This is a genomic window from Amycolatopsis saalfeldensis (assembly GCF_900110575.1).
Taxonomy (GTDB): domain Bacteria; phylum Actinomycetota; class Actinomycetes; order Mycobacteriales; family Pseudonocardiaceae; genus Amycolatopsis; species Amycolatopsis saalfeldensis.
This window is the reverse complement of the sequence record NZ_FOEF01000002.1, coordinates 382,454-407,516: the sequence shown is the minus strand read 5'-3', so window position 1 is coordinate 407,516 and position 25,063 is coordinate 382,454. Positions and strand designations below refer to the sequence as shown.

The 25,063-nt window shown below is 70.7% G+C and carries 23 protein-coding genes; 8 read left to right on the top strand and 15 right to left on the bottom strand.

Going from position 1 to position 25,063, the window contains the following annotated elements:
• Positions 1 to 4 precede the first annotated feature (4 nt).
• The 6 genes from BMY97_RS05985 to BMY97_RS05960 all read right to left on the bottom strand — a co-directional run bounded on the left by BMY97_RS05985 (position 5) and on the right by BMY97_RS05960 (position 5,094).
• Positions 5 to 868 (bottom strand): TIGR03620 family F420-dependent LLM class oxidoreductase, encoded by an 864-nt coding sequence (locus tag BMY97_RS05985; RefSeq protein ID WP_091614582.1) that lies wholly within the window; start codon positions 866 to 868, stop codon positions 5 to 7.
• A gap of 91 nt (positions 869 to 959) precedes the next feature.
• Complete coding sequence (locus BMY97_RS05980) at positions 960 to 1,292, bottom strand: ArsR/SmtB family transcription factor (protein WP_091613675.1); 333 nt, start codon at positions 1,290 to 1,292, stop codon at positions 960 to 962.
• Between the two features lie 293 nt (positions 1,293 to 1,585).
• A complete protein-coding gene (locus BMY97_RS05975) occupies positions 1,586 to 2,245 on the bottom strand; it encodes a class I SAM-dependent DNA methyltransferase (RefSeq protein ID WP_091613672.1) in 660 nt (219 codons plus the stop codon).
• Positions 2,246 to 2,296: 51 nt separating this feature from the next.
• Positions 2,297 to 3,913: an acyl-CoA dehydrogenase family protein gene (locus tag BMY97_RS05970; RefSeq protein WP_091613670.1), complete on the bottom strand. Its 1,617-nt coding sequence runs from the start codon at positions 3,911 to 3,913 to the stop codon at positions 2,297 to 2,299.
• On the bottom strand, positions 3,897 to 4,502 hold the full coding sequence (locus BMY97_RS05965) for a TetR/AcrR family transcriptional regulator (RefSeq protein WP_091613667.1): 606 nt from the start codon (positions 4,500 to 4,502) through the stop codon (positions 3,897 to 3,899). Before BMY97_RS05965 ends, BMY97_RS05970 begins: the two co-directional genes overlap by 17 nt.
• 16 nt (positions 4,503 to 4,518) lie before the next feature.
• Positions 4,519 to 5,094, bottom strand: coding sequence for an ATP-binding protein (locus BMY97_RS05960; RefSeq protein ID WP_091613665.1), 576 nt, complete (start codon positions 5,092 to 5,094; stop codon positions 4,519 to 4,521).
• Positions 5,095 to 5,697: 603 nt separating this feature from the next.
• On the opposite strand from BMY97_RS05960, the gene BMY97_RS05955 reads away from it, so the two are divergent.
• Positions 5,698 to 6,669 (top strand): tyrosine-type recombinase/integrase, encoded by a 972-nt coding sequence (locus BMY97_RS05955; protein WP_177231201.1) that lies wholly within the window; start codon positions 5,698 to 5,700, stop codon positions 6,667 to 6,669.
• 79 nt (positions 6,670 to 6,748) lie between these two features.
• On the opposite strand, the gene BMY97_RS05950 is transcribed toward BMY97_RS05955, so the two are convergent.
• A complete protein-coding gene (locus BMY97_RS05950; RefSeq protein ID WP_091614581.1) occupies positions 6,749 to 7,132 on the bottom strand; it encodes a hypothetical protein in 384 nt (127 codons plus the stop codon).
• A 66-nt stretch (positions 7,133 to 7,198) separates the two neighbouring features.
• On the opposite strand from BMY97_RS05950, the gene BMY97_RS05945 reads away from it, so the two are divergent.
• Positions 7,199 to 7,987, top strand: coding sequence for a glycerophosphodiester phosphodiesterase family protein (locus BMY97_RS05945; RefSeq protein ID WP_091613659.1), 789 nt, complete (start codon positions 7,199 to 7,201; stop codon positions 7,985 to 7,987).
• 14 nt (positions 7,988 to 8,001) lie between these two features.
• Here the strand turns inward: BMY97_RS05945 and BMY97_RS05940 are convergent, their stop codons facing one another.
• Positions 8,002 to 8,703: a transglycosylase family protein gene (locus BMY97_RS05940; protein WP_091613657.1), complete on the bottom strand. Its 702-nt coding sequence runs from the start codon at positions 8,701 to 8,703 to the stop codon at positions 8,002 to 8,004.
• A gap of 247 nt (positions 8,704 to 8,950) precedes the next feature.
• Between BMY97_RS05940 and BMY97_RS05935 the strand changes: the two genes are divergently transcribed.
• From BMY97_RS05935 to BMY97_RS45815, 5 genes are all read left to right on the top strand, one after another.
• A complete protein-coding gene (locus tag BMY97_RS05935; RefSeq protein ID WP_091613654.1) occupies positions 8,951 to 10,351 on the top strand; it encodes an MFS transporter in 1,401 nt (466 codons plus the stop codon).
• Between the two features lie 21 nt (positions 10,352 to 10,372).
• A complete protein-coding gene (locus tag BMY97_RS05930) occupies positions 10,373 to 11,152 on the top strand; it encodes a thymidine kinase (RefSeq protein WP_281246880.1) in 780 nt (259 codons plus the stop codon).
• A 225-nt stretch (positions 11,153 to 11,377) separates the two neighbouring features.
• The gene (locus BMY97_RS05925) at positions 11,378 to 11,725 is read left to right on the top strand and encodes an RNA polymerase-binding protein RbpA (RefSeq protein ID WP_091613651.1); all 348 of its coding nucleotides are present in this window, start codon (positions 11,378 to 11,380) and stop codon (positions 11,723 to 11,725) included.
• A gap of 105 nt (positions 11,726 to 11,830) precedes the next feature.
• Positions 11,831 to 13,921 (top strand): S9 family peptidase, encoded by a 2,091-nt coding sequence (locus BMY97_RS05920; protein ID WP_091613648.1) that lies wholly within the window; start codon positions 11,831 to 11,833, stop codon positions 13,919 to 13,921.
• A complete protein-coding gene (locus BMY97_RS45815) occupies positions 13,918 to 14,202 on the top strand; it encodes a hypothetical protein (RefSeq protein WP_143086130.1) in 285 nt (94 codons plus the stop codon). The genes BMY97_RS05920 and BMY97_RS45815 overlap by 4 nt, the downstream gene beginning before the upstream one ends.
• Positions 14,203 to 14,209: 7 nt before the next feature.
• On the opposite strand, the gene BMY97_RS05910 is transcribed toward BMY97_RS45815, so the two are convergent.
• The 5 genes from BMY97_RS05910 to BMY97_RS05890 form a co-directional block, all read right to left on the bottom strand.
• Entirely contained in the window at positions 14,210 to 15,523 is a 1,314-nt protein-coding gene (locus BMY97_RS05910) for a WXG100 family type VII secretion target (protein ID WP_091613641.1), read from the bottom strand.
• The gene (locus BMY97_RS05905) at positions 15,520 to 15,828 is read right to left on the bottom strand and encodes a hypothetical protein (protein ID WP_091613637.1); all 309 of its coding nucleotides are present in this window, start codon (positions 15,826 to 15,828) and stop codon (positions 15,520 to 15,522) included. The genes BMY97_RS05910 and BMY97_RS05905 overlap by 4 nt, the downstream gene beginning before the upstream one ends.
• Positions 15,829 to 15,947: 119 nt before the next feature.
• Positions 15,948 to 16,715: a polyprenol monophosphomannose synthase gene (locus tag BMY97_RS05900; RefSeq protein ID WP_091613634.1), complete on the bottom strand. Its 768-nt coding sequence runs from the start codon at positions 16,713 to 16,715 to the stop codon at positions 15,948 to 15,950.
• 25 nt (positions 16,716 to 16,740) lie between these two features.
• On the bottom strand, positions 16,741 to 18,366 hold the full coding sequence (gene lnt, locus BMY97_RS05895) for an apolipoprotein N-acyltransferase (protein ID WP_425425235.1): 1,626 nt from the start codon (positions 18,364 to 18,366) through the stop codon (positions 16,741 to 16,743).
• A 10-nt stretch (positions 18,367 to 18,376) separates the two neighbouring features.
• Positions 18,377 to 19,993 carry an amidohydrolase gene (locus tag BMY97_RS05890; protein WP_091613631.1) on the bottom strand — a complete coding sequence of 539 codons (1,617 nt, stop codon included), beginning with the start codon at positions 19,991 to 19,993 and terminating at the stop codon, positions 18,377 to 18,379.
• Positions 19,994 to 20,127: 134 nt separating this feature from the next.
• Between BMY97_RS05890 and BMY97_RS05885 the strand changes: the two genes are divergently transcribed.
• Entirely contained in the window at positions 20,128 to 21,519 is a 1,392-nt protein-coding gene (locus BMY97_RS05885) for a KamA family radical SAM protein (RefSeq protein ID WP_177231200.1), read from the top strand.
• A 242-nt stretch (positions 21,520 to 21,761) separates the two neighbouring features.
• Here BMY97_RS05885 and BMY97_RS05880 read toward each other — a convergent pair whose 3' ends face one another.
• Positions 21,762 to 23,336, bottom strand: a complete 1,575-nt coding sequence (locus BMY97_RS05880; protein ID WP_091613625.1) for a succinic semialdehyde dehydrogenase — start codon at positions 23,334 to 23,336, stop codon at positions 21,762 to 21,764.
• Positions 23,337 to 23,343: 7 nt separating this feature from the next.
• A complete protein-coding gene (locus BMY97_RS05875) occupies positions 23,344 to 24,972 on the bottom strand; it encodes a GMC family oxidoreductase (RefSeq protein WP_091613622.1) in 1,629 nt (542 codons plus the stop codon).
• Positions 24,973 to 25,063: the final 91 nt, after the last annotated feature.

The following is a 25,063-nucleotide window of genomic DNA, read 5'->3' as shown; positions in this document are numbered from 1 at the left end:
CCGATCAGCCGGGCAGGAGGGCTTCGGCGAGACGGCGCCACTGCGGCATCGCCGATCCGCCGGGCTCGGTGCCGATCACCTGGATGCCGACGTGGTCGGCGCCGGCGTCGAGGTGCTCGTTCAGCTTGCGGGTGATCGTGTCGAGGTCGCCCCAGAAGACGAGGTCGTCGACGAGCCGGTCGCTGCCGCGGCCGCCGTCGAGGTCGGCCTCGGTGTAGCCCAGGCGCAGGAACTTGGCGATGTTGTACCGCTGGGTGAAGTACACGTGCAGGTGCTCCCGCGCGATCGCGCGCGCCCGGTCCGGGTCGGTCTCGAACAGCACCGCGTGCTCGACGCCGAGGAAAGCCTTGTCTCCCAGCACTTCCCGGGCTTGGGCGGTATGCCGCACGGTCACGTGATAGGTGTGCGCCCCGTCGGCGCGGTCGGCGGCCAGCTGCAGCATCTTCGGCCCGTACGCCGCGAGCAGCCGCCGCATCGGGGCTTCCGGGCGCGGGTTGGCGCTGGTCGTGGCGTCCAGCTCGGCGAGGTATCCGGCCATCGCCTCCAGCGGTTTCACGCCGGGGCGCGCGTCGCCGACCCCGAGGCCGACCAGGTGCCGGCCGGGGTAGGCGTCCGCGAGCAGCACGGCGGCGCCCTGGGTCCAGCGCGGCTCGCGTGACCAGATCTTCGCGATGCCGTTGACGATCCGGATCCGCTCGGTGGCCGAGAGCAGGAACCCGGCGTGGGTCATCGCCTCGCGCCCGTCCCGCTCCGGGATCCAGAACGCCGGCCAGCCGAGGCCCTCCAGCTCCTGGATCGAGTCCCGCATCCGGCTCGCCGGCTGCTCCTCGAAGTCGAACGTCCAGATCCCGAAACGCCCCAGGTCCATTCCGCCGATCGCGCCCATGTCTCCTCCAGCCCGGTGGGTGACCCGACGGATCGAAGTATCGCAGAACTTCGATATGAGTCTTCGGCGAGGGTCAGAGCGAGTGGCCGAGCGCGGCCACGATCCAGGAGATCCGCTCCTCGTCGCGCCGGTAGTGCGTCCACTTCCCGACCCGGGTGGCGCGGACCAGGCCCGCCCGCTGCAGCACCGACAGGTAGGCCGACACCGTGGACTGCGCGAGCCCGGTCTTGGCCTGGATGTGGCTCACGCACACCCCGACCTCGTACGGGTCGGCGATCCCGTCCTCGATGGGGAAGTTCCGTTCGGGCTCCCGCAGCCACTGGAGCAGCTGGAGACGCACGGGGTTGGCGAGTGCCTTGAACACGTCAAGCAGCTCGTCGGGCGAAGGCTCGGCTGAAGTCGTCATAGCTGATCGGAGCCGAGTATAGGGCCGTCCCGACAAATCGCGGACTGTCGATGCCACTGCTGAGGGGGACGAAGTGGGCCACCTTGACCACGGCCGCACCGATTCCTGCGTTCCGCGGGCTCGACCCGCACGCCCGGGAGCTGTACACGGACTGGGCCGCCGCCATGCTGCGCCTCGACGCCGACCTGCGCCAAGGGCGACCTCACCGTCACCAACCAGGCACTCACCCCGGCCGACGATGCCGGGCAGCGCGTCCGAGCACGCGCTGCGGCTGCCGACCGCGGCGGAGGAAGTCAGCCCTTGCGCGCCACCAAGTACGCCTGCGGCGTCTTCTCGTGCGGCGGCTCCGGCGCCCGGACCAGGCGGGACTCGATCGTGAGCCCCGCGTCCGCCGCCAGCTGCTCAATCAGCTCCGGCCGCAGCCGGTACGCGTCGAGCGAAAGCCCGTCGTGGCCGTACCCCTGCTCGATGTGCCGCACCTCGTCACCCACCTGGAAGGCCAGCAACAGCCGCCCGCCCGGCACCAGCACCCGCGCCAGCTCCCCGAACACCTCCGGCAGCCGCGCCGGCGGCGTGTGGATGATCGAGTACCACGCCAGCGCGCCCGCGAGCGACTCGTCCGCCAGCTCCAGCGCCAGCAGCGAACCCACCTCGAACTTCAGCCCCGGGTACGCCCGGCGCGCGACCTCCACCATCGCGGGGGACAGGTCCACCCCGAACACGTCCAGCCCCAGCGACGCGAGATACCCCGCGATCCGCCCCGGCCCGCACCCCAGGTCACCCACCGGGCCGGCCGGGCCCACCAGCTCGGCGAACGCGTTCAGCATCGCCCGGTCCCAAGTGCTCTCCGCGAGCAAACCGTCGAGGACCTCGGCGTAGCTCACGGCGACGGTGTCATAGGCAGTCCGCGTCGCGGACACGAAAGCAGGCTGGGCATCGGGGGAGACGGTCATGACCGCAGACCCTAAACCCTTGCCCGCCAACGCGTCCGGGAAACGCCGCAACTACACCCGCGCCCGCTCGATGATCGCCGACGTGTCCGTGCCGGACGGCAGCGTGCCGAACGCGAGCCCCCAGTCACCGCCGAACCGCGACGCGCAGAACGCGTCCGCCACCGCCTGGTCCCCGTGCCGAACCAGCAGGGAACCCTGCAGCACCAACGCCATCGACTCCACCACCCGCCGCGCCCGGAACTCGATGCCGTCCACATCGGACAGTTCCTTCTTCAACCGGCCAACCGCGTCGTCCAGGCGCCCGTCCGCGCCCGAAGCCAGCTCGACCTCCGCGAAGTACGCCGCCACCGACTCCGGCTGCCGCGCCATCGCCCGCAACGCGTCCAGCGCCGCCACGTTGCCCGAGCCCTCCCAGATCGACATCAGCGGCGCCTCCCGGTACAGCCGCGGCATCCCGGACTCTTCGACGTAACCGTTGCCGCCAAAGCACTCCAGCGCCTCCGCCGCGTGCGCCGGCGCCCGCTTGCACACCCAGTACTTCGTCACCGCCAGCCCCAGCCGGCGGAACGCCTGCTCCTGCTCGTCACCCGTCCGGTCGCCCGCCGCCGCCAGCCGCATCGCCACCGTCGCCGCCGCGTCCGACTCCACCACCAGGTCGGCCAGCACGTTCGCCATCAACGGCTGATCCACCAGCGCCTTCCCGAACGCCTGCCGGTGCGTCGCGTGGTGCACCGCCCGCACCGCGCCCAGCCGCATCCCCGAAGCACTGCCCAGCGCGCAGTCCAGCCGCGTGTTGTTCACCATCTCGATGATCGTGCGGACCCCGCGGCCCTCCTCGCCGACCAGCCAGCCTGCCGCGTCCTCGTACTCGATCTCCGACGACGCGTTCGACCGGTTGCCCAGCTTGTCCTTCAGCCGCTGCAGCCGGATCGGGTTCCGGCTGCCGTCGGGCAGCACCCGGGGGAGCAGGAAACACGACAACCCGCCCGGCGCCTGCGCCAGCGTCAGGAACACGTCCGACATCGGCGCCGAGGTGAACCACTTGTGGCCCACCAGCCGATAGCTGCCGTCACCGGCCGGCCGCGCCGTCGTGGTGTTCGCGCGAACGTCCGAGCCACCCTGCTTCTCGGTCATCGACATGCCCGCGATCAGCCCGCGCTTCGTGCCCGGCTCGCGCAACCCGAAGTCGTACTCCGTCGACGCCAGCAACGGCTCGAACCGATCCGCCAGCTCCGGCGTCGCCCGCAACGCCGGCACCGCGGCGTAAGTCATCGAGATCGGGCAGGTGTGCCCGGCCTCCACCTGACCCCACACGTACAGCTTCGCCGCCCGCGCGGCGTGCGCCCCCACCCGGCTGTCCCGCCACGGCGCCGCCTGCAGGCCATGCGACACCGCCACCCGCATCAGGTCATGCCAATGCGGGTGGAACTCGACCTCGTCGATCCGATGCCCGTACCGATCGTGCGTGCGCAGCACCGGCTCGTTCTCGTTGACGAGCCGGCCCCACTCCTGTGCCTGCTCACCACCGGCCAGCCGGCCCAGCTCGTGCAGCTCGTCCACCGCCCAGCCGGCCTCCGCCCGCCCGACGGCCGCCAGCAGCGCCGGATCGTCCGCCACGTCGTAGACCAACGGCGGCACCTGGTTGGTGACTTCATGCGTGACGGACATCCGAACCTCCCAAAGACCGCACGACAAACGTGCGCAACTCGACGACATCAGCGGTCCCGCCACTGGTCAGCGGACCGATCAGCACCTCGGCCGCGGCCCCCACCAACGCGGCGGCGGTGATCTTCGCGTCCTGCGCGGGCAGCACCCCCGCCCGTACACCGTCGGCGACGTGCCCCGCCACGACATCACGGAACGCCCGCCGGAACTCCAGGCGCTCCGCGTCAATCAACGCGTCCACCGGCTCGGCAAGCAGCGCATACGCCAACCGCGGTGCCTTCAACGCCCGCGCAGCGAACGTCTCGAACACCGCGACGACCCGCTCCGTGGCGTCCCCGGGCTGCTCCGAGGCCGCGCGCACCGCCTCGACCTCACGCGACACGACCTGCCGGAACACCCGCACGACCAGCTCGGCCTTGGTGGGGAAGTGGCGGTACACCGTCCCGACCGCGATCCCGGCCCGCTCCGCGACCGCGGCTACCGAACACCCCGCATACCCGTGCTCAGCAAGCTGCTCCATCGCAGCGACGACGATCGCGTCACGCAACGCGTCCAGCCGCTCCTGCACCTTCGGGGTCCGTCGATAGGGCACGTCAAGAAGTGAACCACTAATTCATAACTTCGGTCAACGCCAGGTGCGGCCCGAAGCCGGCCTGTCCCAGCTCGCGCACGGGCGCCAGGACCGGATCCGGGAGAAAGCGGACGGTCGTCCCGGCCGGGCCGACCACCGGAACCGGAGTGAGATCCGTGACGGGCACACCCCGCTCGTACCGCTGCGTCCACGCGGCACCGCCCCGGCGATTGGTGTGCACCAGCCACACGCTCAACGCGGCGACCACTGACATGCCCCGGCGCGGATGGCCGTCGGGAAGCAGCGGTGGCGTGGGGGAGTCGAAGAACCGGAGATCCCGGGTCGCCATCACGGGTTTCCGGACCGCCCGGCCTTGACCGTCCACCTGGGTGACGGTGCCGCGGCCTTCATCGGTCACCGAGATCGAGCCGTCGGGATGGAAGGTGACGAACGCGCGTCCTGTACCTAGGTCTTCGGCTTCCTCGGACGGATAAGCGAGAACCTCCAGCAACAGGTGCCGCGCACCGCCGGGAGCGAAGACGTCCGGGCGCCGGCGGATCGACTCGAGATGCTCGAGGTCCACCGTCCGGGACCAGTCGTGGGTGTTGGCCATTGGAGGAGTCTCTCCGGAGTGGCCCCAGCCTTCAACTTGACATAATGTACATTATCGGCGCTTGGATAACGTCCTGAAGAAAGCACCGGAGGGGCTCCAGGAAGCGATCTGAGCAGGTTTCCCGGTGGCCCACTGCGGGTGGGCGGTCCACACACGTCGTCGAGTCGGGTCCCGCACCACAGCTGCCGACCGTTGACTGCATCGGTGACCTCTCCGGCGGGATGCCGAGAGATCCCCGAGTTCGACGCCTTCGACGTGCGGTTACCCCGATTCATTTCGTCACCGTGACGAAACAATGTCGAGTGGCCGGACGTTCGGGCGGAGCACCTGGAGAACATCCGGCGAAGTCGATCAACGTAGACCGGCCCTGCGCCTGGGAAGTCAGCCGGTGATGACTCGAACAGATGAACGCATGTCGCCCACGGCACCTCGAGGTCGCCGAAATGGCTTCGGTGAGCCATTCGCAACGGCACGGCAGGATCGAGAGTCCCCCGGAGCGACAGGCGCCCGATATCGTCGTTTCATGCATAATAGCAATTATGCATGAGTCTGGATAGTCATCCGGCCGCGAAGATTGTCGGTGTCGTACGGTACAAGATCCAGATGCAGGTTTCCCAAGCGCAGCAAGCCTTCTTCGCGGCCCGGCGGCCGCGCAAGGATTCGCCGCACACCACTGCCGCGTACCGGCGCGACCTCGCCGGGATCACCACTCTCCTGCTGGCCGAGGCGGGCCGGTCCGAAGAGGAGCTGGACGTCGAGCATCTCACCGCGCCGGTGCTGCGGGCGGCGTTCGGCGCGTTCGCCGACGGGCACGCGAAAAGCTCTGTGCTACGGGCCTGGTCGACCTGGAACCAGTTCCTCACCTTCTGCGTGTCGGACGGGCTGCTGGCCGGCAATCCGATGGGCGCGGTCGCCCGGCCCAAGACTCCCCCGCTCACGCCGAAACCGTTGCGGGGAGAGGAAACCCCGGAGCGGCTGCTCGCCGCGGCGGCCGATGGCGCGCGGCGGGCGCGGGATCCGTGGCCGGAGCGGGACGTGCTGGTGCTGGCGCTCGGGCTGGTCGCGGGCCTCCGGGCGGCGGAGATGCGGGCGCTGGCCCCGCGGTCGGTCGTGGGGCGCGCCGGCGAGCTGCGGCTGCACGTTCACGGCAAGGGCAGCCGTGACCGGTCGATCCCGGTGCAGCCGGTGCTGGCGAAGCTGATCGAGGCGTACGTCGAGTCGTGCCGGCGGCGGTTTCCCCGGCAGCGGTTCTCCTCGTCGGAGCCGTTGCTGCGGGATCGCGCGGGCGAGCCGATCGGGCGCGGGGCGCTGGAGTACCTGGTGAAGTCGTGTTACCGCTGGGCCGGCCTGCACGACCGGGTGCCGACGGGGGCGAATCTGCACGCCCTGCGGCACACCTTCGCGACGCGGCTGGCGGAGGACGGCGCGACGGCGTCGGAGATCATGAACCTGCTGGGCCACGCGAGCCTGGCGACGAGCCAGAACTACATCGAGGCGACCGGGCGCGAGCAGCGGGCGGCCGCGGCGAGCAACCGGACCTACCGCGCGCTGGACGGGCTGGGCGCGCCGGAGTGAGCTGCTTTGGCGGGCAAGCCGCGAGGGTGTCGCGAGCAGGCTGCCCCTGAGTCAGTCCCGCAGCCGGCTACCGAGCGGGTCAGCGGAGCTGTTCGAGGTCTTTGGCCGCGTGCACGATCTCTTGGGCGAGTGTGCGCAGCTCTCCCGCGGCGGCGCCGTCCTCGGCGGCCGTGACGATGTCCTCGGCGGCGCAGCGGAGCTGGAAGAGGCGGTCCTGCAGCGCGGCGATTTCGGTGTCGGACAGCACGACGGCGTCTTCGGGCAGGCCGCTGCGCTGGAGGGCGGTGCGGCGTTCGTAGGCGCGCTGGCGGCAGGACTGCCCGCAGTAGCGGCGGCGCCGGCCGACGTTGCCGCCTTCGGGGAGGCGGCGGCCGCACCAGCCGCAGTGCTTGGGCGCGCTCGGGCGTCGCGGGACGACGAGCTCGTCGCCGGTCAGCGGGGCGTGTTCGGCCAGATCCCTCACCCGGCAGACCATAGCTGGCCATGGCTCGCTCATGCCGGGGCCATGCCGGAAGCGCACACTGGTCGTATGCGACGACCACAGTTCCCGTACCTGGCCGGCCCGCTCCCCCGGGCGTTCGCCCACCGCGGCTGGCACCTCGGCGACCTGGCCGGGATGGAGAACTCGCTGCCGGCGTTCCGGCGGGCGGTGGCCGAGGGCTACCGGTACGTGGAGACGGATGTGCACGCGACGTCGGACGGGGTCGTCGTGGTGCACCACGACGGCACGCTGGACCGGACCACGGACGGCGGCGGGGAGATCGCGGCGCAGACGTGGGCGCAGCTGAAGAACGTGAAGGTCGGTGGGCGGGAGCCGTTGTCGCGGTTGGAGGACGTGCTGGAGGAGCTGCCGGAGGCGTGCTTCAACGTCGATGTGAAGGCGAACAGCGCGGTCGAGCCGTTCGTGCGAGTGCTGGAGCGGACGGGCGCGCACGGCCGGGTCGCGGCGGCGTCGTTCTCGGACTCGCGGCTGGCGCGGCTGCGGCGGTCGGCGGGGCCGGAGCTGCTGACGGCGATGGGGCCGGGGTCGGTGCTGGCGCTGTGGGCTCAGGGGTGGGTGCCGCTCCTGCCGGTGGGACGGCTGGCGCGGGGCTGGCTGGCGCAGGTGCCGGTGCGGCAGGGGCCGTTGACGGTGGTGGACCGGTCGTTCGTGCGGGCGGCGGAGCGGGCGGGCGCCGAGGTGCACACCTGGACGATCGACGATCCGGCGCAGATGCAGGAGCTGCTCGATCTCGGTGTGCACGGGATCGTCACGGATCGGCCGGACCTGCTGCGTGACGTGCTGTCGGAGCGGGGCGCTTGGCAGCCGGCCGAGTGACGGCGGCGGCCGGGTCAGCGGGGCGGTTTGCCTTCCCAGGCGGCTTTCCAGGTCTTGGGGCCGAGGCGGCCGGAGTCGTTGATGCCGTTGGCGCGCTGGAGGGCGAGGACGGCGTCGCGCGTCTTGTCGTAGTAGCAGCCGGTGCCGGTGAAGCCGTAGCCGAAGGCGTTCATGCGGAGCTGGAAGGTCTTGAGGGCGGGCGCGCAGTCACCGTAGGCGTAGACGAGGCCGGGCCACGCGGGCATTGAGCCCGACGGCGGTGCCGGGGTCGGCTTCGGTGCAGGCGCGGGCGGGGCGGGCTGGCCACCGCCGCCCATGTACGCGGATTCGTCGTAGGAGGGGACGCGCTTGCTGCGGGCGTCGTTGTCGGCCGCGAGGCTGAGCATGCCGGCGCACTCCCAGGGCTGCCAGCCGCGCATGCGGTACAGGTAGAGCGCGCGGTAGTCCTGTTCGCGGGGGCTGGCCTGGTCGGGGCGCCCCTGGCCGCCGACGCTGCGCCAGGTGTCGAGATTGAACTGGTAGGCGCCGTAGTAGCCGTTGCCGGTGTTGGTGGTGTAGCGGCCGCTCGCCTCGCACATGCGGAGTTTGGCCCACGCGTTGGAGCTGGGGTCCGCGGACGCGGCGCCGGTGACGGCGAGCTGCATGCCGAGCACGGCCAGGGCGAGGATCAGGCATCTCGCCGCGGCCCGGTGAGCAGTGCGAACGCGGTTGGTCATGGGTGCACAGTAAGCAGCAGCCCCACTGTCCACAAGAGTCACACGACAAACACCAGTCTCACATGAACCATCGGGAAACCGGATCAGCGACACGCGGGAATCGCGATTCCGGCGACCGTTCGGAGCAGCGCTTGATGATCTTCGGCGACGAACCGGACACGGTTTCGCCCATCCGGCGGTGTGGTCCGTCGCCGTCCCAGTAGTGTGCCGCCTGACCTGGAGGAACGCGGCGGACGAGGAGCTGTGGATGACGCTGGCCGAGGCCCGGGACCGGAAGCGGGAACGGTGGGGCTGGTACTTCTACGACTGGGCGAATTCCCCGTTCTATTCGTCGGTGACGACGGTGTTCGGCGCGCTCTACATGAGCACGATCGCGGCCACGGACGCGAAGCAGAACATCACCCTTAACGGGGACAGGCCTTGTGTCGGCGTCACGGGCGCGGACGACAAGCTGCACAACTGCGACGTCTCGCTGTTCGGCCTCCATTTCCCCGCCGGTTCGACCTGGGGCTACCTGCTGTCGGCGGCGACGGTGGTGCAGGTGCTGGTGCTGCCGATCGCGGGCGCGGTGGCCGACCGGAGCCGGAACAAGCGGCGGATCCTGGGCGGGTTCGCGCTGCTCGGCGCGGTGGCGTCGGCGCTGATGTTCTTCATGGCGGGCTCGGACTGGCAGCTGGGCGCGGCGTTGTTCATCGTGGCGAACATCGGGTACGGCGGTTCGCTGGTCGTCTACTACTCGTTCCTGGTGGACATCGCGGGGCCGGACGAGCGGGACGACGTTTCGGCGAAGGGCTGGGCGTTCGGCTACCTGGGCGGCGGGGTGGCACTGGCGTTGCAGCTGGCCTTCTACCTGAGCCGGGACTCGCTGGGGGTCAGCACCGAGACGGCGGTGCGGATCTGCTTCCTGACCTCGGGGCTGTGGTGGGCGGTGTTCACGGTGCCGACGGTGCGGGCGCTCCCCCGCATCCACGTGCCGGTGGCGGCCGAGCGCGGGGTGTCGGTGCTGCGGGCGGGGTTCCGGGAGCTGCGGCAGACGCTGCGTGAGGCCCGGCGGTTCCCGCTGACGCTGGCGTTCCTGGGCAGTTACCTGCTGTTCGCGGACGGGATCAACACGGTGGTCAGCGTGTCGGCGCAGTACGGGAAGGACGAGCTGCGGTTCTCCGACGAGGTGCTGATCGTGACGGTGCTGGTGATCCAGTTCGTGGCGTACGCGGGCGGGGCGCTGCACGGGCTGGTGGCGCGGCGGCTCGGCGCGAAGCGGACGATCCTGGGCAGCCTGGTGCTGTGGGTGGTGGTGCTGGGGTGCGCGTACTTCGTGCAGCCCGGGAAGTCGTTGCAGTTCTACGCGCTGGCGGTGGGGATCGGGCTGGTGCTGGGCGGGACGAACGCGTTGTCGCGGTCGCTGTTCAGCCAGATGATCCCGGCCGGGAAGGACGCGCAGTACTACTCGCTCTACGTCGTGGGCGAGAAGGGCACGTCGTGGCTAGGTCCGCTGGTGTTCGCCGGGGTCGGGCAGGCGACGGGGTCGTTCCGGCTGGCGATCGTGGCGCTGGTGGTGTTCTTCGTACTCGGGCTGGTGTTCGTGGCGCTGGTGCCGGTGCGGCGCGCGATCGTGGCCGCGGGGAACCGTCCGCCGGAGGTGCTGTGAGCCCAGATAGGGTCGAACGTCGTGACTGCGCTCAACGACAGCGGGCTCGATGCTCCGCCGCCCGTGGAAGACCCCACCGACGCCCTGTCCCCGGCTCCCCCGGCGGGCGCGCGGCGGAGCGCGGTCCCCGGTGGGCGGCTGAAGTTCTGTTACGGCCCGATGGACTGCGGGAAGTCGACGCTCGCGCTGCAGATCGACCACAACCACGCGCGGCAGGGCCGTCGCGGGCTGGTGCTGGTGCGCCACGACCGGTCGGGCGTGCCGCAGATCACCAGCCGGATCGGGATCACGCGGCGGGCCACGGAGGTCGCCGCGGTCACCGATGTGCGGGAGCTGGTGCGCGCGCAGTGGGCGCTGGGGCAGCACGTGGACTACATCATCGTGGACGAGGCGCAGTTCCTCTCCCCCGCGCAGGTGGACCAGCTGGCGGAGCTGGCCGACGAGGCGGGCGTCGACGTGTACTGCTTCGGCATCGCGACGGACTTCCGGAGCCGGCTGTTCCCGGGGGCGGCGCGGCTGTTCGAAGTGGCCGACGACCTGCAGCCCGTGCAGGTGGAGGTGCTGTGCTGGTGCGGACTGCCGGGCCGGTTCAACGCGCGGGTGAGGGATGACAAAATACTTCGCGAGGGTGACACTGTTGTAGTAGCTGATACGGAGCGAGTCATAGTTGAAACTTCAGCTTCAGCACGATCTGATGCCGAAATGGCTACGGTCCGTTATCAGGTACTGTGCCGCCGACACTTCCGTTCGGGCGACCTGGGTCCCGCGACCGAGCACCACGGTCAGTTACGGTTGTCATGAACACAGGGTCAGTAGCCCAACTGGGGGATATCCGCACTAAGAAGGCGGTGACCGCGTCATGCCAGAGCGCGAAACGTCTCCTAGTAGTGGAAGCTGACGCCGAGGGGTGACACAGCTCATCGTGAGCAACGACATGATGTCCCGGGAATCCCTCGGACGCCGCGATCGTTGCATAGGGTGAGCACCACCCTGGCTTCACCCGGAGCTGACTGAAAGGACTCCATCATGGCCGACCGTGTTCTCCGTGGAAGCCGGCTGGGAGCGGTCAGCTACGAGACCGACCGCAACCACGATCTCGCCCCGCGTCGCACCGTGCGCTACGCCTGCCCCAAGAACCACGAGTTCGAGGTGCCGTTCTCCGACGACGCCGAGATCCCGACGGTGTGGGAGTGCCGGCTGCACGGCAGCGAGTCCGAGATCGTCGATGGCGGGCAGCCCGAGCAGAAGAAGACCAAGCCCCCCAGGACGCACTGGGACATGTTGCTGGAGCGCCGCTCCATTCCCGAGCTCGAGGATCTGTTGAACGAACGTCTCGCCGAGCTCAAGGGACGCCGGACCAGCCGGTCCGCGTGAGCCTCGGCCAGTAGCTGGCTCCCACCACAGGAAAGCCCCCGTGACCTCCCCCCACGGGGGCTTTTCGCCGTCCTGGGCCGGTCGCCGGGATGGCAGGCTGGGGCGATGACCTCCCTGCCCGAACAGCTGGCCCGCACGCGGCGGTTCACCCTCGGGGCGCCGGACCGGTTCCGTCCGGTCCAGGGCGGGTCGGTCGTGCTGTTCCTGCGGAGCCGTGGCGGTGAGGACCCGCTGGACTGCCTGTGGGCGCTGGACCTCGACTCGGGAACCGAGCGCCTGCTGGCGGATCCCGCGCGGCTGTCCGAAACCACGTCGGCGGGCATCGGCGCTTACGAGACGGGTGGCGCGCTGGTGGCGTTCGCCCATGGCGGGAGCTTGTGGACGGTCGACGTCGGCGGCGGGTCCCCGCGGCGGCTGCCGGTCGAAGGCCCGGTCACCCACCCGCGGCCGGACCCGGGCGGAACGCGCGTCGCCTATGTCCGTGACGGGGTCCTACGCGTGGTCGAGGCCGACGGGACCGGCGACCGGGCGATCCTGGTGCCCGGCTCCCCCGGTGTTTCATACGGCGTCGGCGAGCACACCGACGACGGCCATTGGTGGTCGCCGGACGGGTCACGGCTGCTGGTCGCCCGCGTGGACGCCGCGGCGGTGGCGTTATGGCACACCACCGACCCGACCAGGCCGGACCGGCCCGCGCGGGCGTTCCGTTACGCCGCGGTCGGCCAGGCCAACGCCGACGTCGCGTTGTGGATCGCGGGGCTGGAGGGCGAGCGCATCGAGGTCCGGTGGGACCGGGACGCGTTCGAGTACCTGGTCGATGCCGCCTGGACCGCTCACGGTCCGACCGCCCTCGTGCAGTCACGCGATCAGCAGACCGTCCGGTTCCTCGGCATCGACCCGGCCGGCGGAGCGACGACCGTCCTGCACGAGCGACGGGACGCCGGCTGGGTGCAGATCGTGCCCGGACTGCCCGCGCGGACGGACGGCGGTGCCGTCGTGGCACACGTCGACGACCCCGGCACCCGGCGGCTCACCGTGGATGGTGTGGCCGTCACCCCGCCGGGCCTCCAGCTTCGGGCCGTGCTGGACGTCGACGGCGGCGACGTGCTGTTCACCGCGTCCGATGAGCCCACCGAAACCCACCTCTGGCGCTGGCGAGCCGCGGACGGCCTCCGGCGGATCAGCACCGGGCCGGGCGTCCACTCCGGCGTACGGCGCGGCGGCACACTGGTCCAGGTCGCCCTGGGCCCGGACTCCCCCGGCGGCCGGGTGACGGTCGTGCGCGACGGGAAACCGACGGTGCCGGTCAGGTCACTGGTGGCGCGGCCGGTGCTGGACGTCCACGCGACGCAGCTGGTCCTCGGGCCGCGCGCGCTGCGGGCGGCGCTACACCTGCCGTCGTGGCACCGTCCGGGCGAGCGCCTGCCCGTGCTGGTCGACCCGTACGGCGGTGCGGCGCGCCAGCGGGTCACGGCCGGGCTGGACTGGCGGTCGCTGACCGCGCAGTGGTTCGCGGAGCAGGGTTTCGCCGTCCTGGTCGCCGACGGCGCCGGGACCCCCGGACGCGGGCCCGCCTGGGAACGCGAGGCGTACGGCGATCTGCTCGGCCCGGTGCTGGAGGACCAGGTCTCCGCACTGCACGAGGCCGCGCGCCGGTTCCCCGAACTCGACCTGGATCGCGTCGGCATCCGCGGCTGGTCCTTCGGCGGCTCGCTCGCGACGTTCGCCGTCCTGCGCCGGCCGGACGTCTTCCACGCCGCGGTCGCCGGCGCGGGCGTCACCGATCAGCTGCTGTACAACGCCCGCTGGCGCGAACGCTTCCTCGGCCACCCCGCCGACTTCCCCGAGCGGTACGAGGCGCTGTCGCTGGTGCGGACCGCGCCGTCGCTGACCCGGCCCTTGCTGCTGATCCACGGCCTCGCCGACGACAATGTCCACCCGGCGAACACGGTCCGCCTCTCCGCCGCGCTGCTGTCTGCCGGGCGCCCGCACGAGGTCCTGCTCCTGCCCGGCGCCGGCCACCAGGTGATGGGGTCGCCGTTCACCGTGGGGGTGTTGGAGCGTCAGCTCGGGTTTCTCCGGCGTCATCTGATCGGGCCGGCGCCGGGAGGCTCGCCGGTCGCTGGGGGCGCCTCGGTGGCGGGTTTCGGGGATATCGACCGCTTCGCGGCGAATCCGCATATTGTGTGGTCATGAGTGAGCCCAGACGTGACGCTTCCCGGAACGGGCCCGAGCGGAGCCCGGAGGAGCTGGCCCGCCTGTTGAAAGCCAAGGCCAGGAGTGCCGCGGTCGGGGCGTTGCGCGAGGGGCTGGAAGAGATCGAGGGCCAGTACGGTCAGCACGTCGCCGATGAGGTGGCCGGGCTGGTCGACGTCACCGGGGTGTTCGCCGGGCTGGACGACCACGCCGCCGGGACGGGCGCGGACAGCAAGGACGACGACGGGCCTTGGGAGCTCAAATCGCTTTCCGCGCGGTGACCGGGGGTCACTTCTGCCAGTCGTAGCTGAGCGTCGGCGGGTGATCGGAGCCCTTCGTGATCTTGAGGTGCTCCTCGGGGTGCGCGGTGGCGTAGCGGGTCATCTCGTCGTACATCCGGTCACGCATGCCCGGGTCCCGCACCTCGATCGTCGCCCGCTGGCCCAGGTCCTCGGGGTGCACGCCGGGTTGGGTGCGAATCGCCAGGTTCCAGAAGTGCCGTTTGTCGGTGCCGTCGGCGCCCTGGCCGTCGTTGGTGAAATAGACCTGGCCGCTCTTCTTGTCGTAGATCTGCTGGGTCACCTTGATCTGGTCGTCGCCCTGGGCCGCGGAGAAATAACCGGAATTGCCCTTGCCGTCGCTGGTGTAGAAACCGACCTCGCCGCCGAACGCGCCGCCGAATCCGTAACTGCCCTTCCACAGTTCCAGCCGGTACTTCTTCCCGGTTTTCGGGTCGGTGAACTCCATGTTGTCGCCATCGGCGCTGGTGTGGTCGAGATGCGCGCCGATCACCTTCTCCAGCTTGTCGTAGAGGTCGTGCCAGCCGAGGTAACGCTGCACCGAATGCTCGCCGGTGGTGTAGAAATCGCCGCCCTTGACGTACTTGAAGCCGAAATAGTCGTAGATCTTCTGCGCGACCCGGGGGTCCTGCATGATCTTGTCCCAATCGCCCGTGGCCAGGGCGAGCCGGAGTTTCGGGTTCTTCGCGACCAGCGCGGCGATACCGGGGATTTCGCGGAGGATGAGCGCGCCGATTTCGGCGATGTTCCGTTTTTCGGAGCCCGCCAGCTCCCACACCTGACCCGTTTTCTCGCGGATCTTCAGGCCCTCGGCGAGCAGGACCGCGTCGTAGGTCTTGACCACCAGCTCCAGGTCGGCCAGCAGGGCCAGCGCCTCGGCCTTGGCGATCTTGTCCTTCGCCCAGGCGAGCACGATGTTGCCCTTGCCGTGCGCGTGGTCCTTCCACATGGCGTCGAGCTTGTCCTGCAACGTTTTGGCGTCCGCGCGCTTGCTGCCGGCCTCCTGCTGGGCCTTCGCCAGCGCGTCGCGGACCACCTCGAACGACCGCGCCGAGTCTTCGAGGTCCTCGGCCTGTGCGTCGCGGTTCTTCTTGAAGTCCTCCAGCGAGGAAAGCGCCGCCTCGCCGGCCCCGCCGTGCCAGCCTTCGGCCAGCTCGGTCCGGACGCTCTCCACCAGTGACTTGGCGTCGTTGACGGCTTCCTTGGCGGTCCGGCAGGCTCGCGCCCGGTCGTCGAGGTCGGCCGGATTGCCCTTCTGGACCTGGTCGGCGAGCTGGTGGATCTTGTCGAACACCGCGCTCATCGGTCGATCCGCTCGAAGTCGCCGTCCAGGGCCTTCAGGAAGACGTCTCGCGCGTTGTCGTCGGAGCGGTCGTAGCTCTTCGCGGCGTTCCTGATGCCCTCCACCAGGCTCTCGACCTGCTCCTGCGCGGCCTGCAGGTCCTCCTGCCGGGTCAGGAGCCAGACGTCGTAGTCACCGGCGTACCCGTCGGCCCGCCCTGTGCTCCCGACGTTCGGCGCCCCGGCCGCGGACAGCGCCGGCGGCTTGCCCGCGGCGAGCCGTGCCGCCGCCTTGCCGATGTTCGCGACATTGACCTCGAAGCCCACAGAACTTCCTCCCCCAGCAGTCCCGAGTGACACTCCTCACCAGGAATGTAACACCCGTGCCGCTTTGGGACGTCGAAGTTCCGCTTCTGGTTCCCTGTCCGGTTTGCCGGGCGAGCCGCTCAGCCGCGCCCGAACAGCCGCTTCACCTGGCCCACCCGGCGCTGCACGCCCCAGGCCGCCACGCGGAAGAACGCCTCGCGCATGATGTCGCCGCTCATCTTCGACACGCCGATCTCGCGGTCGGTGAAGGTGATCGGGACCTCGACGATGTCGAAGCCCGCGTCGGCGGTGCGGCGGGTCAGGTCGATCTGGAAGCAGTAGCCGTGCGAGGCGATCTCGTCGAGCTCCAGCTTCTCCAGCACCGGGCGGCGGTACGCGCGGAAGCCCGCTGTCATGTCCGACACCTTCAGGCCCATCGCGATCCGCGAGTACACGTTGGCGCCGCGGGAAAGGACCTTGCGGCTCATCGGCCAGTTCACCGTGCTGCCGCCGGGGACGTACCGCGAGCCGATGGACAGGTCGGCGTCGCCGACGGCGTCCAGCAGCCGCGGGAGGTCCTCCGGGGCGTGCGAGCCGTCCGCGTCCATCTCCACGAACGTCGCGTAGCCCTTGGCCAGGCCCCAGCGGAACCCGGCGATGTAGGCCTTGCCGAGGCCGGCCTTCTCGGTGCGGTGCAGCACGTGGACGCGGTCGTCGCCGTCCGCGCGCTCGTCGGCCAGCTCACCGGTGCCGTCCGGGCTGCCGTCGTCGACGACGAGCACGTGAACGTCCGGGAGTGCCTTGTGCAGGCGGTCCAGAACCGGGCCGAGGTTCTCCCGCTCGTTGTAGGTCGGGATCACCACCAGCACCGGCTCGATTCCTTCGGCCCCCCGCGGCGCCTGCGCCATCCGTTCTCCTCCGAATCCCGCGGGATCAACCCGCCGCTTCCCCTGCTGTCCTGCCGGCGCTCGCGCGCCGGGTGCGAAAACGGAGTACGAACCCGCCGGCGACACCGGCGATCGCCAGTGCCAGCAGTCCGTACTCCGTCCACGCACCGAGTCGATCCGACAGCGTAGTCTGCGTCCGCAGCGGCACGCGGCCGACCAGGGCATCTGCCGTGAAAAGGCCGGTTGAGCTGGTGATCGTCCCATCCGGCGCCACGATCGCGCTCACCCCCGAGGTGGCGGTGACCACCACGGCGCGGCCGTGCTCGACCGCGCGCAGCCGCGACATCGCCAGCTGCTGGTAGCTCATCTCACTGCGCCCGTACCAGGCGTTGTTGGTCGGCACCACGAGCAGTTCGGCGCCGCCGTCGGTGGCCTCGCGGGCCGGGTAGTCGAACGCCGTCTCGTAGCAGATGAAGACGCCGACCTTGGTGCCCGCGACCGAAAGCGCGGCGTTGCTGCCGTCTCCGGTGGTCATGTCCCGGGTGTCGTCGACGAACGGGGTGACCAGCCGGGCGATGGAGCGGGCGGGCACGTACTCGCCGAACGGGACGAGCTGCTGCTTGGCGTAGCGCTGGCCGGGGCCGGTGCGCGGGTCCCAGACGACCGCGGAGTTCTGCGCGCTGCCGTCGGGCAGGCGCACCAGCGCGCCGATGATCGCGGGCACGCCGTAGGCGGACACCATCTGGTCGATGCCGGGGTCGTCGCCTTCGTAGGAGGTCGCGGTCTCGGGCCACAGCAGCAGGTCGGGCTTGGGGACCTGGCCGGACTGGATCTGCCCGAGCAGCTTGGCGCTCTCGGCGAGGTGGTTGTCGCGCAGCACGTAACGCTGGCCCTCCAGCGCGATGCCGATGTCGGGGGCGTTGCCCTGCACGGCGGCGACGGTCAGGGAGCCGTCCTGCGCGGCGGTGCCGATCGTCGGCCACAGCGCCAGCCCCGCGACCACGGGCACCACGGTGAACACCGCGGGCGCGACGAGCGGCCGCGCCTTCCGCTCGGTCCACAGCCGGGCGACCAGCGCGGCGAGGCCGAAGCCGGTCAGCACCACGGCCAGCCCGACCAGCGGGGCGCCGCCGATCGACGCGAGCGGCAGGAACGCCCCCTCGGGCTGGCTGAACGCGACCCGGCCCCACGGGAAGCCGCCGAGCGGGAACCACGCCCGCGGCGTCTCCAGCCCGACGAACACCAGCGCGCCCCAGAGCGGCGCCAGCGGCAGCCGGGAGACGACCGTGATCAACCAGCCCGCGAGTCCGAAGTAGAGCGCCAGCACGAGCGACAGGCCCAGCCACGGCCACGGGCCGAAGTCGCGGCCGAGGAAGTCCTGCAGCCACAGGAGCTGGGTGAGGAAGAAGACGACCCCGAACACGAAGCCGTAGCCGAAGCCGCCGCGGAACGTCCGTCCACGCAGGACCAACGCGAGGACGGCGAACGCGATCGGCGCGAGCCACCACAGCGGGCGCGGCGCGAAGCTCAGCTGGTAGCCGTAGCCGGCCACCGCCGCGGCGGCGAGCCGCAGCAGCCAGGCCCGGGTGAATCGCCGTTTTCCGGCGGTTTTCGGAGTGTTCTGATCGGAGTCCGGGGCGCCCGGTTCGGGATCCGCCACTTTCACTGGCACACCGCGAACTCTAGGCGGCGGAGGTGAAGTCGTCGTGGATGACCGCCCCGTCGCGGACCGTGCGCAGGCAGCGCGGCAGCGGCGTTTCCCCGTCCAGGCGCGGCAGCGGGGGCACGCCGGAGCGCGGGTCGGTGGACCAGCGCTGCACCCGGGCGTCGGCGGTGGCGACGACCAGCTCGGTCGCGTCCCAGATCGCGTAATGCGCCGGGGCGCCGGGGACCAGGCTGCCGGTCACGCCGTCGTTGACGCCGGCGGCACGGTGCCCTGCGCGGGTGTGCGCGGTGAACGCGGCCCGCGCGGACAGCCGGGCGCCCTGGGTGTGGTGGTGCACCGCGGCGCGCACAGCGGCCCACGGGTCGAGCGCGGTCACCGGTGAGTCGGAGCCGAACGCGAGCACCACGCCTTCCGCGGCGAGCGTGGCGAACGGGTTGAGGTCCGCGGCCCTGGCCGCGCCGAGGCGGTCGGCGTACATCCCGGCGCCGCCGCCCCAGGCCGCGTCGAACAGCGGCTGCGCGGACGCGACGACGCCCCAGCCGGCCAATGCGCGGGCCTGTTCGGCGGTGACCATCTCCAGGTGCTCGAGCCGGTGGTGGCGGGCGGCGAGCGCGCGCTGGCCGACCTCCTTCTCGGCGAGCCGGAACCCCTCCACGACCTCGGCCGTCGCCGCGTCGCCGATCACGTGGAAACCGGCCTGCAGCCCGGCTTCGGTGCAGGCGGTGAGGTGATCGGCGATGGCGGCGGCGTCGAGGTAAAGCGAGCCGGACGTGCCGGGCTCGTCGGCGTAAGGCGTGGTGAGCGCGGCGGTGCGGGAGCCGAGGGCGCCGTCGACGAACAGGTCGCCGCCCACGCCGTGCGCGCCGATTGCGCGGGCGGCGTCGAGGCCGGCCTGACCGGGTTCGCCCCAGTAGCCGACGACCTCCGGGGACCCGGGCTCGGCGGCGAGGGCGAGGAGGCCGGTGAAGTCGTCGCGGCCGGCGATGTCCGGGCCGCCGCACTCGTGCACGGAGACGATCCCGCGGGCGGCGGCGGTCGCGAGGAACGCTCGTTGCGCGGCTGTGCGCTGCTCCGGCGTGATCGCCGCGCGGGCGGCCGCGCGGACCGCGTGGTGGGCGTCGCGGATGAGCGGGCCGTCGGCGGACCAGCCGGCGGCGGCGCGGGCCTCCGGCGCCAGCTCGACGAGCGCGGTCGACACCAGCGCGGAGTGGACGTCGACCCGGCTCAGGTACACCGGCGCCGCGCCGGCCGCCTCGTCGAGCTCCGCGCGGCTGGGCAGGCGGGGCTCGGCCCAGCCCGACTCGTCCCACCCGTGCGCCAGCAGCACACGGCCGGGGACGGCGGCCGCGTGCACCGCGGCGAGCAGGGCGGCGGCGCTGCGGACGCCGGTGAGGTCGAGCCCAGTCAGGTGCAGGCCCGTCGCGGTCGCGTGGACGTGCGCGTCGACGAAGGCGGGGGCGACGAACGCGCCGGCGAGGTCGACGACCCGGGCGCCGGGGTGCAGCGCGCGGGCGGGGGCGTCCTGGCCGACCCAGACGACCGTGCCGCCGGACACCGCCATCGCGGTCGCGTCCGGCGAGGAGGGGGTGTAGATCCGGCCGCCGAGCAGGAGCGTGGTGCTGTCGTTCGTCACGGTGTACGAGTCTCCCCCGGCGTTCCGGGTCCGCTTTGCCGGGGTGCGGGCCCCTGCTGTTGTGCAGGAAGATTTACGCTGTGAGAATGTTATGACAGGATATTTTAACGTGATCTCGACGACTAGGAGTACAAGTGACTGCGATCCAGGAACCTGTGACGCCTGCCGCCGCCCAGGACCAGCCCTATCGGTACGCCCGCGCCGAGCTGGTCGAACCCGACTGGCGCAGGTTCCCCGGCTGGCAGCACGTCACCGATGCCGAATGGCGCGACGCGCAGTGGCAGCGGGTGCACTGCATCCGCAACGTCAAGCAGCTGCGCGCCCTGATGGGCGACCTGCTGGAAGATCGTTTCTACGAGGACCTGCTCGCCGACCAGCGCGAGATGGCCACGATGTCGATGCTGCTGCCCCCGCAGATGATCAACACCATGGCGCCGACGGCCGGCACCGACCCGGCGAAGGTCACCGAGGCGTTTTACGCCGACCCGATCCGCCGCTACATGATGCCGGTGCGCAGCGACCGCGACCCGGTCTGGCCGAACCACCCGCACTCCGAGCGCGACTCGCTGCACGAGGCCGAGATGTGGGTCGTCGAGGGCCTCACCCACCGGTACCCGACGAAGGTGCTGGCCGAGATGATCTCGACCTGCCCCCAGTACTGCGGGCACTGCACCCGGATGGACCTGGTCGGGAACTCGACCGAGCAGGTGGAGAAGCACAAGCTCGCCCTCAAGCCGGTCGACCGCCAGGACGCGATGATCGACTACCTCAAGCGCACCCCCGGCGTCCGCGACGTCGTGGTCTCCGGCGGCGACGTGGCCAACGTGCCGTGGCCGCAGCTCGAGTCGTTCCTGATGCGCCTGATGGACATCGAGACCGTGCGCGACGTCCGGCTGGCCACCAAGGCGCTCGCCGCGCTGCCGCAGCACTGGATCCAGCCGAAGGTCGTCGAAGGCCTCGAGCGCGTCGCCGTGACCGCGCAGCGCCGCGGCGTGAACCTGGCCATCCACACGCACGTCAACCACGCCCAGTCGGTGACCCCGCTGGTCGCGGAGGCCGCGCGAACCGCCCTGGAGGTCGGCGTCCGCGACGTCCGCAACCAGGGCGTCCTCATGCGCGGGGTGAACGCCACCTCGGCCGCGCTGCTGGACCTGTGCTTCGCCCTCCAGGGCGAGGCGAACATCCTGCCGTACTACTTTTATATGTGCGACATGATCCCGAACGCCGAGCACTGGCGGGTTTCCGTGCACGAGGCGCAGGAGCTGCAGCACGCGATCATGGGCTACCTGCCGGGCTACGCGACCCCGCGAATCGTCTGCGACGTGCCGTATGTGGGAAAGCGGTGGGTGCACCAGCTCGCGGAATACGACCGTGAGAAGGGCATCTCGTACTGGACGAAGAACTACCGCACCGGGATCGAACTGGACGACCCGGAGGCGTTGAACCGGCGTTACCCGTACTACGACCCGATTTCGACGCTGCCGGAAGCCGGGCAGGCCTGGTGGAACACGCAGCCTCGTTCTTGACGTGTAGCCGGGGAGGAACTTCTGAGTCGTACCAACCGACCACGGGTTCCTCCCCGGCTACACGCTCGACAGGAGCACGAAATGGCGTTGGCCCTGACATGAAGAAACGGGCCCACCGACTCGACATCGCAAGCTCTGCCAATACCAGACGAGTGCACGAGGCGAGCTTCCCTGCGACGGCAACCCGTGGATTGTTGATACAAGCGCCAATAAAACCGCAGCGCGGACCTCCCACGCTTCGGCTAGCGGATGCGTAACCGGCGCATCATCTTCAACCCAGAGAGCATCCCTTCGACGTACTTCTCGTACGCCTGGCCGGGACGGGGGCTCATCACCTGCTTCTTCAGCACCGCCAAGTTCTGCACGTCGGTGTACTTGAGCAGGCCCTGGTCGCCGTGGCGGGCGCCGACGCCGGAGTTCTTCACGCCGCCGGATGGGGTTCCCTTCGAGGCGTACGCGGTGGCCAGGATGTCGTTGATGTTGACGTTGCCGGATTCGATGCGGGCGGCCACGGCGCGCGCGGCGGCGGCATTCCGGCCCCAGACCGAGGCGTTGAGGCCGTAGTCGGTGTCGTTGGCCAGTGCCACGGCGTCGTCGACCGTGCGGTACCTGTACAGCGCCACCACCGGGCCGAAGGTTTCGGTGACGCCGCAGAGCATGTCCTTCGTGACGCCTTCGAGGATCGTCGGCTCGAAGAACGCCGGGCCGAGGTCCGGGCGCGGCTTGCCGCCGCAGAGCACGGTGGCGCCCTTGGCCACGGCGTCGTCCACATGGGACTGGACGCGGCGCAGGTGGTCAGGCGACACCAGCGAGCCCATCTCCGGGCCGAAGTCGTACGCGGCACGGACGTCGAGCGCCCGGGCCCGGGCTACGTACGCGTCCTTGAACTCGTCGTACCGCGACTCCGGCAGGTAGATCCGCTCCACGTGCATGCAGATCTGCCCGGTGTTGCCGAACGCGCCGAAGACCGCGCCGGCCACGGCCTCGGCCAGGTTCGCGTCCTCCAGCACGATCATCGGGTTCTTGCCGCCGAGTTCCAGGCAGCAGCCGATCAGGTTCCGGCCGGCCTGCTCGCCGATCACCTTGCCGGTGGCCGTGGAGCCGGTGAACATCACGTAGTCGGCGTGGTCGATAAGCGTGGGCCCGACATCCGGGCCCTCACCGCACACCACCTGGAACAGGCCTTCGGGCAGGCCGGCCTCCTCCAGCATCCGGATGCCGTAGAGCGGCGAGAGCGCGGTCTTGTTGTCCGGCTTCAGCACCACCGCGTTGCCCGCCATCAAGGCCGGCACGGCATCGGAAATGCCGGTGGCGAACGGGAAGTTCCACGGCGCGATGATGCCGACGACCCCCTTGGGCTGCCGGATCTCGGTCGAGGTCGTCAGCAGCGGCACCGGCCCGCCGCGCTTCACCGGCGCCAGCAGCTTGGCCGCGCGGCGCAGGTAGTGGCTCATCACCATCGGCGGATCGCAGCTCTCCTCGATCGCCATCCGCCGGTTCTTGCCGCTCTCGACCTGGATGAGGTCGGCGACGGTCCGCGCGTTGCCCACGAAGAGCGCGTGCGCCCGCTTGAACACCGCCAGCCGCTCCTTGACCGGGGTGGCGGCCCACTTCCGTTGTGCTTCACGCGCGACGGCGAACGCCTGCTCGATGTCGGACGGCGTCGACTGCGGCAGCCCGACCAGCACGTCGCCGGTGTAGACCTCGGTGAGCGGCCAGGTCGCGCCGGCCGAGCCGGGCACCCGGGCCACGAGCTGCCGCAGGAACGCGTCGGTGGCCGAGGCCGGGCGGGTCAGCCCGAGCGGGGTCACGGTCATGGCCGGCTCACTTCCCCGCGAGGACGAGCTGCGCGCCCACCTCGCCGATCATGATGGCGGGGGCGTTGGTGTTGCCGCCGGTGATGGACGGCATGATCGAGGCGTCGCAGACCCGCAGGCCCTCGACCCCCCGGACCCTGAGCGCGGGATCGACCACCGCCAGCTCGTCGACGCCCATCCGGCAGGTGCCGACGCCGTGGTAGACCGACGTCGCCCGGTTCAGGATCGCGTCGCGCAGTTCCTGGCCCCGCAGCCCGGTCCCCGGATGGATCTCTTCCTTGACCGCGCCCTTGAACGCCTTCGACGCGAAGATCTCGCGCACCATTTCCGAGCCCTCGCCGAGCACCTCGAGGTCGGCCGGGTCGGACAGGTACTGGAAGTCGATCAGCGGCGCCGTCGCGGGGTCGGCCGAGGCGAGCCGCACCGTGCCGCGGCTCTTCGGGTAGATCAGCGTCGCCATCACGGTGAGCGCGGGGCGTTTGTCCACGGCGTGGCGGATCGGCGCGTCCTGGTTGGGCGAGACGTACGCCCAGGGCAGGACGTGCAGCTGGAGGTCCGGAACCGCGTCGGCCTGCGAGGTCCGGAGGAACGCGACCGCCTCGAAGACCGAGTTCGCCATGAAGGTGCTGCCGGGCCGGATCAGCTCCTTCGCCAGGCCGCGCGCGAAGTACGGGGCGCTGCCCTTGTTCCGGCTGGACGAGACGTGGAAGGTCAGCGCGTGGAACATGTGGTCGTGCAGGTTGTCGCCGACCGGCAGGTCCGCGACGACGTCGATGCCGTGCTCCTTGAGGTGCTCGGCGTGGCCGATGCCCGACAGCATCAGCAGCTGCGGCGACCCGACGAACCCGGCCGAGACGATGACCTCCTTGCCGGCCCGGACGATCCGCGTGCCGCCGTTCGCGTCGACGACCTCGACGCCGGTCGCGCGGCCGTTCTCGATGACCACTTTCCTTGCCAGCACGCGGGTTTGCAGTTCGAGCGTCCGCGGCGCGAGGTGGTGCACATAGCCGCGCGAGGCGCTGTAACGCAGGCCGTCGGCGGCGTTCTGCTGCATCCGGCTGACGCCCTCCTGCGACTCGGCGTTGTAGTCGTCGAGGATCTCGCAGCCGATCGTCTCCGCGGTGGCGTCGAGGAACTGGAGGGAGCCTTCCTGCGGGGTCTTGGCGCGGGTGATCCGGATCGGCCCGCCCTTGCCGCGGAAGGCGTTCTCGCCGTCCTCGAAGTCCTCCATCCGCTTGTACGCGGCGTTGACGCTGTCGGCGTCCCAACCCGAGTTGCCCTCGGCCGCCCACGAGTCGTAGTTGGCCCGGTTGCCGCGGACGTAGACCATGCCGTTGACCGAGCTGGACCCGCCGACGACCTTCCCGCGCGGCACCGGCAGCCGCCGATCGAGAACGTGTTTCTGTGGCACCGAGTAGTAGCCCCAGTCGACCGTCCGCTTCAGCTGGGGCACCGCGTGCATCGGGGCCGACATGCCCGGCTTCCGGACCAGCAGCTGCTCGTCGCTCTTCCCGGCTTCGAGCACGATTACGCTGGCCCCGGCCTCAGCCAGGCGGCCCGCGATCGCCGCGCCCGAGCTGCCAGACCCGACGACCACATAGTCCGCCTGATCGCCGCGCACCGGCCTCTTCGCCATGTTCGCTCCTCGGTCCACCGCCGCCGATACTGTAACCTGTTCTAGTTCTGTTCGACGGTATAGCGGACGGACCCGATTGCGCAACGCCCAG